9 protein-coding genes are annotated in these 10,330 nt (G+C 46.1%); all 9 read left to right on the top strand.

Going from position 1 to position 10,330, the window contains the following annotated elements:
* Nucleotides 1-289 precede the first annotated feature (289 nt).
* The 9 genes from ACYVAA_RS16230 (at nt 290) to purH (ending at nt 9,849) form a co-directional block, all read left to right on the top strand.
* The gene (locus ACYVAA_RS16230; RefSeq protein WP_460543642.1) at nt 290-955 is read left to right on the top strand and encodes a heme exporter protein CcmB; all 666 of its coding nucleotides are present in this window, start codon (nt 290-292) and stop codon (nt 953-955) included.
* A gap of 122 nt (nt 956-1,077) precedes the next feature.
* Nucleotides 1,078-1,782 (top strand): cytochrome c biogenesis protein CcsA, encoded by a 705-nt coding sequence (gene ccsA / locus ACYVAA_RS16225; RefSeq protein ID WP_460543639.1) that lies wholly within the window; start codon nt 1,078-1,080, stop codon nt 1,780-1,782.
* Nucleotides 1,783-2,025: a CcmD family protein gene (locus ACYVAA_RS16220; RefSeq protein ID WP_460543637.1), complete on the top strand. Its 243-nt coding sequence runs from the start codon at nt 1,783-1,785 to the stop codon at nt 2,023-2,025.
* Between the two features lie 102 nt (nt 2,026-2,127).
* Nucleotides 2,128-2,550 carry a cytochrome c maturation protein CcmE domain-containing protein gene (locus ACYVAA_RS16215; protein WP_460543635.1) on the top strand — a complete coding sequence of 141 codons (423 nt, stop codon included), beginning with the start codon at nt 2,128-2,130 and terminating at the stop codon, nt 2,548-2,550.
* Nucleotides 2,551-2,595: 45 nt separating this feature from the next.
* Nucleotides 2,596-5,124 (top strand): heme lyase CcmF/NrfE family subunit, encoded by a 2,529-nt coding sequence (gene ccsA / locus ACYVAA_RS16210; RefSeq protein ID WP_460543633.1) that lies wholly within the window; start codon nt 2,596-2,598, stop codon nt 5,122-5,124.
* A gap of 224 nt (nt 5,125-5,348) precedes the next feature.
* On the top strand, nt 5,349-6,128 hold the full coding sequence (locus tag ACYVAA_RS16205) for a Rossmann-like and DUF2520 domain-containing protein (protein ID WP_460543630.1): 780 nt from the start codon (nt 5,349-5,351) through the stop codon (nt 6,126-6,128).
* 593 nt (nt 6,129-6,721) lie between these two features.
* A complete protein-coding gene (locus ACYVAA_RS16200; protein ID WP_460543628.1) occupies nt 6,722-7,597 on the top strand; it encodes a geranylgeranylglycerol-phosphate geranylgeranyltransferase in 876 nt (291 codons plus the stop codon).
* 94 nt (nt 7,598-7,691) lie between these two features.
* Nucleotides 7,692-8,249: a phosphoribosylglycinamide formyltransferase gene (gene purN, locus ACYVAA_RS16195; RefSeq protein ID WP_460543626.1), complete on the top strand. Its 558-nt coding sequence runs from the start codon at nt 7,692-7,694 to the stop codon at nt 8,247-8,249.
* Nucleotides 8,250-8,322: 73 nt separating this feature from the next.
* A complete protein-coding gene (gene purH, locus ACYVAA_RS16190; RefSeq protein WP_460543624.1) occupies nt 8,323-9,849 on the top strand; it encodes a bifunctional phosphoribosylaminoimidazolecarboxamide formyltransferase/inosine monophosphate cyclohydrolase in 1,527 nt (508 codons plus the stop codon).
* The last annotated feature ends 481 nt before the right edge of the window (nt 9,850-10,330 follow it).

The raw sequence follows: 10,330 nt of genomic DNA, 5'->3' as shown, positions 1-10,330 counted from the left end.
TTCGCCCCTCCATTCTCCCCTCTTCGTACCTCGTACCTTATACTTCGTACCTAAATCGAGAAACTGGGTTATTAGGTTATTAAGTTATTAGGCTATTCCCCATCCCCCGATGGAACCGCATCCCCAATTCATCATTCGACATTCATCATTCTCCATTCCCTATTCAACAAAACTAACGACTTCGCCCCTTCAAACTTCCCACTTCGTACATCGTACTTTATACTTCGTACTTAATCAAAAACCAACGACTTCGCCCCGCTCCCGCTTCTTTTACTATATTTGCAGCACTATGTGGAATGAAGTCCTTGTACTGATCAAAAAAGAAATCACGCTGGAATGGCGCCAAAAATACGCACTCAACGGCATCTTGCTTTATGTGGTCAGTGCGGTATTCATCACCTACCTCAGTGTAGGGGCCAAACAGGGAAACATCTCCATCCCCACTTGGAACGCCCTTTATTGGATCATCATCCTCTTTTCCGCGGTCAATGCCGTGGCCAAAAGTTTTGTGCAGGAGCATCAGGGAAGACAGCTTTATTATTATATGATCGCCTCCCCCGAAGCCATTATCCTTTCAAAAATCATTTACAACACCCTGCTCACCTTGGTTTTGGCCCTGTTGGGTTACGGTGTATTTGGCATTATCCTGGGCAACCCTGTCGATGACCAGGGACTCTTTATCCTGAATTTGCTCCTCGGGGCTGTCGGCTTTTCGGCCTGCCTTACCATGGTCTCGGGGATCGCCTCCAAAGCCAGCAACAACGCCACCCTTATGGCGATCCTGAGCTTCCCTATCATCATTCCCATTTTGCTTATGGCCATAAAAATCTCCAAAAATGCCATAGACGGACTGGACAGGGGCGTAAGCATCGATAAACTGATGACGCTCATGGCCATCAATGCCATCATAGCAGTCACCGCGTATATCCTTTTCCCTTACTTGTGGAGGAGCTGACAGGCCTGTTTCCCAAGGCATTGATGATACTCCTTTCAAACCATTGCCCTGCAGGGTCTCCCTCCCTGCCTTGTGCAACTTTTTCACGAAAAGGTCGAAAATGAGGAACTTATACCTTACTTTTGCACTTGAATAGCAAAAGAACTACAATGCGAGCATATTGGTGGAAAGTATTGGCGATCATACTCTTAGCTTATACGATTGTCGCCGGCCTTCTCTTAGAAGTACCCAGATTACCCATTCTCAACGAAACAATCAGAGCCCTCTATTTTCATGTCACCATGTGGTTCGGCATGATCATCATGCTGGTCGTGGCCGTCGTGTACAGCATCAAATACCTGCGGTCAGGAAAATTACAGCATGACGATATCGCTATAGAATTTACCAATTCTGCGATATTGTTCGGTATACTTGGCATCATCACCGGAATGCTATGGGCCAAATTCACCTGGGGAGATTACTGGAGCGGAGACCCCAAGCAAAATGCTGCAGCCATAGGCCTGCTGATTTACTTTGCCTACCTTATTCTCAGAAATTCCCTGACCGATGTACACCAAAGGGCCCGCATAGGTGCGGTATATAATGTCTTTGCCTTTGCGGCATTTATCCCCTTGGTCTTTATTTTGCCGCGTCTTACCGACAGTCTCCACCCAGGCAATGGTGGCAACCCCGGTTTTAACGCCTACGATCTGGACAGTAAACTGCGGCTGGTCTTTTACCCCTCCATTATTGCATGGACGCTGCTGGGAACCTGGCTTTCCAACCTCCGGATCCGGGCAAAAAGACTGGAAAGAAAATTAGAAGACAAACTCATCAATCAACTATAAATGCAAAAGTGGCTAGTGGTTTTCCTGCTTTTCATCAGCCTTCAGGTGATGGCACAGGAAAAAAAAGAGATTAAAAGTGAAGATTACCAAAACTACAGCGTAGAAATGGCTGACGAGATGAGAGCCAACGGAAAAATCTACGTTTTGGTCGGTGTTATTGGAATTGTTATGGGGGGTATATTGGTTTACTTAATAAGTACCGATAAGAAATTATCCCGCCTGGAAAAAGAATTTAAAAGCTAATTCAAAACCTCAAAAAGGGTTTTGCGTTAGGTCTGTAAACCAACTATCAATGGCCTCTCCCTGTTCGGGAAATAAAGGTCATGGATAAGCAATTTAAAACGCATGAAAAAAGGACATATTATAGGCTTGGGCATTATTGCCGTAGCTATTATGATCATCATTTCGTCCATAGGAGATGCCAGTTCTTATGAAAGCTTCTCCACTGCCAAATCCATGGCAGAAGACGGAGACGATGACCCAATTCACGTGGTAGGTCAATTGAAAAAAGACCTCACAGGCACGGTAACCGGACTGGAAGTGAGCGAGGACAAAACTTCCTTTACCTTTACCATGGTGGACAATGACGGAACTGAACAACAGGTCTATTATAACGAGCCTGTGCCTGCAGATTTTACCCGCTCCGAACAGGTGGTCGTCATCGGCGCATATAAAAACAATCAAATGTTTGTGGCAGATAAAATCCTGATGAAATGTCCGTCCAAATACCAGGACAACGAGTTCAGGGATGTTTCCGCATCCCGTTAGCCATCGGTTAAAACCTATTTGCTCAATACGATTTCCCCTTAGATTATGATCAATACCTTTATAGGTAACCTGGGCCATTTCATGGTGATTCTGGCTTTTGTGAGTTCCATTGTCACGGCCTACTCTTATTACCAATACACTACAGTTCCCGAAACAGAAAAAGCCTCCTGGAGAAAGTTCAGCAGGATTTTCTTTTATATCCATGCCATATCCGCGGTTTCCATAGCCGTGGTGCTTTTTAACATCATCTATAACTTCCGTTTCGAATATTTCTACGCTTACTCCCACGCCTCCCGTGCTCTTCCGGTACATTATATGATTTCCAGTTTCTGGGAAGGCCAGGAGGGGAGTTTTATCCTTTGGATATTTTGGGATGTTATACTGGGACTTTTCTTGATCCATACCAACAAATCCTGGGAGGGCCCGGTCATGGTGGTTTTCTCCCTGGTACAGGCTTTTTTGGTTTCCATGATCCTAGGGGTTGTGATTGGAGATCTGAAAATAGGCAGCTCGCCTTTTATCCTACTGAGGGATGTAGCAAACGCTCCGATCTTTCAGATGAATCCGGACTTTGTACCGGAAGACGGCACCGGACTTAACCCTTTGCTTCAAAACATTTGGATGGTGATCCACCCTCCTACACTGTTCCTTGGATATGCTTCTACCCTGATCCCATTTGCCTACTTGATGGCCGGACTTTGGACAGGAAGGTTTAAGGAATGGATCCGTCCTGCACTCCCTTGGACCATCTTCTCGGCCCTGATCTTGGGCATGGGGATTATCATGGGAGCTTACTGGGCTTATGTCACGCTCAACTTTGGCGGATACTGGAACTGGGACCCTGTGGAAAATGCCTCCTATGTACCTTGGCTGATCATCGTGGCTTCTATCCACACCATGATCACCTTTAAGAAAAGTAGCACCGCCCTGAAGACTTCCATTGTCTTGGTCATTCTTCAGTTTATTCTGGTGCTGTATGCCACCTTCTTGGTGAGGAGCGGCGTCTTGGGGGACACTTCCGTCCATTCTTTTACCGACCTTGGGCTGTCAGGCCAGCTGTTGATTTACCTTTTCTTTTTTATGTTTGTCGCCATCTTCTTCTCGGCAAGGTCTTGGAAAAACATCCCTACTTCCGAAAAAGAAGCTTCCGTCTATTCCCGTGAATTCTGGATTTTCATTGGGGCAACGACCCTGGGCCTTATGGCCTTTCAGGTGATCCTGCCTACCTCTATACCCGTCTACAACGCGATCATCGAGAGTTTTGGAGGGATTTCCAATATGGCCCCTCCTGCGGATCAAGTGGAGTTCTATACCAAATTCCAACTGTGGTTTGGTGTGGTGGTTGCCTTGCTAACAGCAGTAGGCCAGTTCTTCTGGTGGAAAAAAATGGACAAAGCAGCGCTAAAAAGTGCGCTGGCTACACCTTATATCATTTCATTGCTGCTTGCCGCGGCCATCATTACCATCGCCAAGGTCTGGAACATCACCTATATGGTCATCGTCATGGCGGGGACCTTTACGGTCGTGGCCAATGCCACCATTCTTATCCAGCTCCTCAAAAAATCCACCTTTAAACTGGCGGGGGGATCACTTGCCCACATCGGGCTTGGCCTTATCCTTATCGGGGTGATGTTTTCCTCCGGATATTCTGATGTGATTTCCATCAATATGTCCGGCCTTACCTACAAGCGCGATTGGGAAGATGAGCTGAACAAGGAAAATGTCCTGCTATGGATCAACCAGCCCCTTCAGATGAAAAACTATGAAGTGGTGTACCGTGGCCGCAACAAAAAGCTGAAAGGCGTACCCGGCTATGTCAACGTAAATAAGTTGGAATCCACAGACAGGCAAAACGAGGCCATCGCCTTGGAAGACATTGTGGTGGATGGAAAAACCTATCACCAAAAAGGGGACAAAGTGGACATCGTCCTGGAGGAAAACAGCTATTTTGAGATAGAGTATTATAAGGACCAACAGCTGCAGTTTACCCTTTTCCCAATGTCCCAGCCCAACCCGACCATGGGGCTGATCTCATCTCCTGATTCCAAGCATTTCTTCGACAAAGATCTTTATACACACATTTCTGCCATCAACAACTACGGTGATCCGGAATGGGGCGACGATGAAGTCTATGAAGTGACCCCGGGAGAGCAGTTCCACTTAGGGGATTATGTCACCTCTTTTGAAGGCGGCGAGGTCCTCAATGAAGTGGAAGGAGTAGATCTTCAGGAAGGGGATATCGCCGTAAAAGCAAAACTGTTGGTACAGGACCATGACAAACAAATCCCCCTGGAACCCATCTTCTTGATCAGGGGCAATCAGGTCGGCAGGATTCCTACGGTAAATTATGATTTGGGTGTAAAAGTCCAAGTAGACAATATCAGTCCGGAGAGCAATCAATTCATCTTCAAAACCAACCGTTACCAAAAAGACTACGTGGTAATGAAAGCACTGGTAAAGCCCCATATCAACGTCCTGTGGATGGGAACCATCATCATGTTGATTGGCTTTGGCGTGGCCATCTACCGCCGCTATGATGAGTTTATGAAAATGCGGGACAAAGGACTCGAATAAGATTTCCGGCAATATCCCTAGAAACGCTTCCATATTGATCTCCTCTGATGTACAGTTACAGCCCATTGGGATCACTTCGCCTCACTACCATTGACAGGAAACGTCACTGCGCCCAATCTACCGAAGGCAGGCCCAACGAAAGAGGATGTCGCAGTGACGTTTATTGGTGAATAAATTGAAAATGGTAAATTAGATGCCTTGAAACTTTTAAACGCTTTGCTTCCATGGGGAATTTCAAAATTGCGGTAATAGGAACGGGCAATGTGGCTTGGCATTTGGCTCCTGCCCTGGAAAATGCGGGACATACCATCACGGAAATCTACAGCCGAGATCCACACCGTGCACAAAAAATCATCAACCAGCTTTATACGGCGGAAGCTAAAACGGATCTGGACTTTTCGGAAAGTGAGGCGGAGATCTATATCCTGGCCGTCAGTGACCACGCCATCTCCCTGATTGCCGATGAAATCATCCTGCCTGAAAACAGCATTTTGGTCCATACCTCGGGCAGCATGCCCCTGGAAACCCTCAGCTATAGCTCTGCCAGCTTTACGGGCATACTGTATCCACTCCAGAGTTTTAGCAAGTCAAGGGCGTTGGATATGGAGGACGTCCCCTTCCTGCTGGAATCAGATGACCAAACCACCCTCCAAAAACTGAAAAAACTCGCCAAAAGCATCAGTCCCAATTATTATGTGGTCAAGTCAAAAGACAGAAAAGCCCTGCATGTGGCCGCGGTCTTTGCCAGCAATTTCACCAACCATATGATCCGCATTTCCGAAGACATCATGCGCCGACAAGGGCTGGACTTTGAAATGCTACAGCCCTTGATCATAGAGCAGATCAGCAAAACGCTGGAAATTGGAGCCAAATCCGCCCAGACCGGCCCGGCTTCCCGCGGGGACCTCAACGTGCTGGACTTGCACCATCAGTTCCTCAATTACAATGAACAGCTTGCCGAAATCTATAAATTGGTATCCCAGGACATCATCGATGCCAACTAGAAAAATGTAGAAAACACGGGATTCATCAGTAACCAAATGACCTAATTTCCCAATAACTGATTCCTGGCAAATGCTGAAGGCCAAATGCCGAAAGATGTACTAATTCCGAATGAAGAATCTCGAATAATTAATAATGAATGCGGAATTGATCTGAACTACGAAACCACCAGTAACTAAATAACCTAATTCTCAAATAACTATTTTATGCCAAAGGCCAAAAGCTGAAGGCCGAAAGAAGAACAATTTTGAATGATGAATTCCGAATTAGGAATTCTAAATGAGGGATCGTTTCGGCGAAGGCACTGCCGAATAACTTAATTACCTAATGTAAGTTAACCCGAAACAGGCGTATTGAGCATGTCGAATCCTTTGCTTTGAGATATTGGGTAGAGCGGGTTTAACTGTTTAGGCAGCTGGCCCGCTATGCGGGACAAAACTGCTTGTTTAACTGTTTAACTGAAAGATCATGCTTAACAGAACACTAGTTTTGCCATAACTCAATAACCCAATTACCCAATAACCACCCCCAAGTATTTTATACAAAAAAACAGCACTGATCCACCAGTTCTAAGACTTTCGCTTAATTTTGGAGTATGAACAAGAGGCCAAGCACTGAAAGAGCGTTTTCCCTATCTGCTTTTTTCAAAATCATCAGAACGGACAACCTGCTGATGATGGCTTTTGCGCAGTTGATGACGGCTTACTTTTTGGTAGAAGAAACCAAGGCCGGACAATGGATCATCGCTGACTTCAGGCTTTACCTGCTGATTTTCTCCACCGTCACCATCGCAGCTTCAGGCTACCTGATCAATGACTATTACGATGTCAAAATCGATTATATCAACAAGCCCGACGAAGTGATCATCGGAAAGGGCATGCGGAGAAGGGTGGTCATGTTTCTGCATACCTTGCTTAATTTCGTTGGTATTGGCCTGGCCTGCCTGGTCAGCCTAAAAGTAGGTGCGGTCCATTTTATTGCAGCCTTTATACTGTGGCTTTACAGCAACTCCCTGAAAAGGATGCCCTTTATCGGCAATCTCGCCGTCGCCTTGCTTACCGCTTTGGCCATATGGATCATCGGCTTCTATTACGAACAGTCCAGGCTGTTGGTACTTACCTATGCCCTGTTTGCTTTTTTTATCAACCTGATCAGGGAAATCGTCAAGGACATTGAAGACCGTGAAGGAGACAGGAAACACGGCTGCAGGACCCTGCCCATTGTACTGGGATTTAGGGCCACCAAAAACATTATCTTTATCATTGCCGCGATTTTCGTCTGTTCGATCATCATCGTTGCTTATAAGGTCAACCAGCCCCTGCTTTACTTCTACTTTGGGAGCATTGGCATCTTCTTTATGCTCTTCATGCACAAAATCTATTACGCCGATCGAAAGGCCCATTTTACCCAGCTGAGCAAACTGTCCAAAATCATTATGTTGACAGGAGTCATCAGCATGGCCTTTCTATAATTTGGGTACTCCGCCTCGCTCTTGTCAAGGAACATTCGTGTAGGGCAAAAAAATATCCTTATTTTTGTCCATTCATCATCAAAAGGATTTTCACTTGAAAAAAATCGCCATACTTGCTTCAGGAAACGGGAGTAATGCCGAAGAAATCATCAAGCATTTCAATGGCTCTTCCAAGGCCGAAGTTGTCAGCATTGCCTCCAACAAGAAAGAGGCTTACGTCCTCGAAAGAGCCAAAAACCACGAAATCCCCTTTTTTTCCTTTACCAAGGCAGAAATGGAAGAAGGCATTTTGGAAAGGACTTTTTCAAACTTGGGAATAGACCTGGTGGTTTTAGCCGGTTTTCTGTTGAAGGTCCCCGATGGCCTGATCCAGGCTTTTCCTGACCGCATCATCAACATCCACCCGGCCTTACTCCCTAAATTCGGAGGAAAAGGCATGTACGGCATGCGTGTCCATGAAGCCGTTAAGGAAAAAGGAGAACAGGAAACAGGCATTACCATCCACTACGTCAATGAAAAATACGATGAGGGAAGGATAATTTTCCAGGAAAGCATAAAAGTGGAAGAAACGGACAGGCCTGAGGACATCGCCCACAAAGTACACGCACTTGAATACAAATATTTTCCAAAAGTGATCGAAAGCCTGCTTTAATTAGCTGATTTTCCTACCTTTGCAGTTTAAAAATCAATTACGCAAACCTATTTACATTCAATCTTTCCAAAAAATGGCTGTTAAGAAAATACAATCTGCCCTTATCTCAGTATTTTATAAAGACAACCTTGAACCGATCATTGCCCTTTTGAAGGAACAAGGTGTGAAAATCTACTCCACTGGAGGAACACAAAAATTCATTGAGGAACAAGGAGCAGAAGTAACTGCTGTAGAAGACCTGACCGGCTATCCATCCATTTTCGGCGGGAGGGTAAAAACCCTTCATCCAAAGGTATTTGGTGGCATCCTTCACAGAAGAGAAGACGAAGGAGACCTTTCCCAGGCCAAGGAATTTGACATTCCTGAAATCGACCTGGTAATTGTGGATCTGTACCCTTTTGAAGAAACGGTCGCTTCCGGCGCCTCTGAACAGGACATCATCGAGAAGATCGATATCGGCGGCATCTCCTTGATCCGTGCGGCAGCCAAAAACTTCAAGGACGTCACTATCGTGGCTTCCCGTGACCAGTATGGTGAGCTGGAAGAAAGATTAAAAAACAACGGTGGCGGAACCACTTTGGAAGACAGAAAGTACTTTGCCGCTAAGGCCTTCCAGGTATCCTCCCACTACGACACCCATATCTTCAACTACTTTAACCAAACCGAAGAAATACCGGCACTTAAGGTTAGTGAAAACCACGCCAAGGCTTTGAGATACGGTGAAAACCCTCACCAAAAAGCCCATTTCTATGGTAAACTGGAAGATCTTTTCGAGCAACTCAACGGTAAAGAGCTTTCTTATAACAACCTGGTCGACATCGATGCTGCAGTAGCACTGATCGATGAATTTGACGGGGAAACAGCCTTCGCCATCCTGAAGCACAACAATGCCTGTGGAGTGGCCAAGGGCTCAAGCGTAAAAGAAGCTTATCAGAAAGCCTTCGAAGCGGACACCCTTTCTGCTTTTGGCGGGGTATTGATCACCAACCAAACCGTGGACAAGGCAGCTGCTGAAGAAATGCACAGCTTGTTCTTCGAGGTCCTGATCGCCCCTTCATTTGATGAGGATGCCCTGGAAGTATTGAAAGGCAAGAAAAACAGAATTCTCCTGCTTCAAAAAACCAAAGTGGGTGGAACCAAGCAAATCAAGACCTTGCTGAACGGTATTATCGAGCAGGACAAAGATTTGGCCACCGAAACCAAGGAAGACTTCGAAGTAGTGACCAAAGTAGCTCCCACCGAAGAGCAAAAAGACGCCTTGGTATTTGCTGCCAAGGTATGTAAGCACACCAAGTCCAACACCATTGTCTTGAGCAATCAGGACCAGCTGTTTGCCAGTGGCGTAGGCCAGACTTCCAGGGTAGATGCCTTGAAGCAGGCCATCGAAAAAGCCAAGTCATTTGGCTTTGAACTGAAAGGTTCTGTAATGGCCTCCGATGCCTTCTTCCCCTTCCCTGACTGTGTGGAAATCGCCTCCAAAGAAGGTGTAGCCGCTGTGGTTCAGCCAGGCGGATCCATTAAGGACAAGGACAGCATCGCCTTCTGTGATGAAGCGGGAATGGCCATGGTGATGACAGGTGTAAGACACTTCAAACACTAAAAACATCCCTCTTTAATACCTACAGATCCCCGGCTTTTCAGTCGGGGATTTTTTATTTTCTGAGCCATGCTTTCTCCTCGGGATTTGCAATCCCGAGGACAGATAATAAGGATTTGTAATCCTCCTTTAGACGGATTGCAAATCCGGATCTTTAGGGTTCGGGATTACAAATCCCGAACAGCTCCGATGTAAATCCCGGGCAGCTCAGGAAACGCCAACAGCTGGGGCCGAGCAGACAATCTATTTGCTTCTGCCCTGTATTTTTTATTCAAAGCAAAGAAATTCAACTAATTCGAAGTTCTTGACCTTGCTCCTCGGGATTTGAAATCCCGAGGACAGATAATAAGGATTTGTAATCCTCTTTGAGCCGGATTGCAAATCCGAATCATCAGGGTTCGGGATTGCAAATCCCGAACAGCCCCGTTTCAAATCCCGAACAGCTCCGTTGCACCCCCTGAACAGCCAGAAAAAGATGGTGAAA

It is taken from the genome of Echinicola sediminis (assembly GCF_054777495.1).
Note: the sequence above shows the minus strand (reverse complement) of the source record. Positions and strands in the feature narration are given on the sequence as shown.

What these genes read in the sequence shown, in the direction of transcription:
- ACYVAA_RS16230 (WP_460543642.1), top strand. Translation starts at nt 290, where the DNA reads ATGTGGAATGAAGTCCTTGTACTGATCAAAAAAGAAATCACGCTGGAA.
- ACYVAA_RS16220 (WP_460543637.1), top strand. Translation starts at nt 1,783, where the DNA reads ATGCAAAAGTGGCTAGTGGTTTTCCTGCTTTTCATCAGCCTTCAGGTG.
- ACYVAA_RS16215 (WP_460543635.1), top strand. Translation starts at nt 2,128, where the DNA reads ATGAAAAAAGGACATATTATAGGCTTGGGCATTATTGCCGTAGCTATT.
- ccsA (WP_460543633.1), top strand. Translation starts at nt 2,596, where the DNA reads ATGATCAATACCTTTATAGGTAACCTGGGCCATTTCATGGTGATTCTG.
- ACYVAA_RS16205 (WP_460543630.1), top strand. Translation starts at nt 5,349, where the DNA reads ATGGGGAATTTCAAAATTGCGGTAATAGGAACGGGCAATGTGGCTTGG.
- ACYVAA_RS16200 (WP_460543628.1), top strand. Translation starts at nt 6,722, where the DNA reads ATGAACAAGAGGCCAAGCACTGAAAGAGCGTTTTCCCTATCTGCTTTT.
- purH (WP_460543624.1), top strand. Translation starts at nt 8,323, where the DNA reads ATGGCTGTTAAGAAAATACAATCTGCCCTTATCTCAGTATTTTATAAA.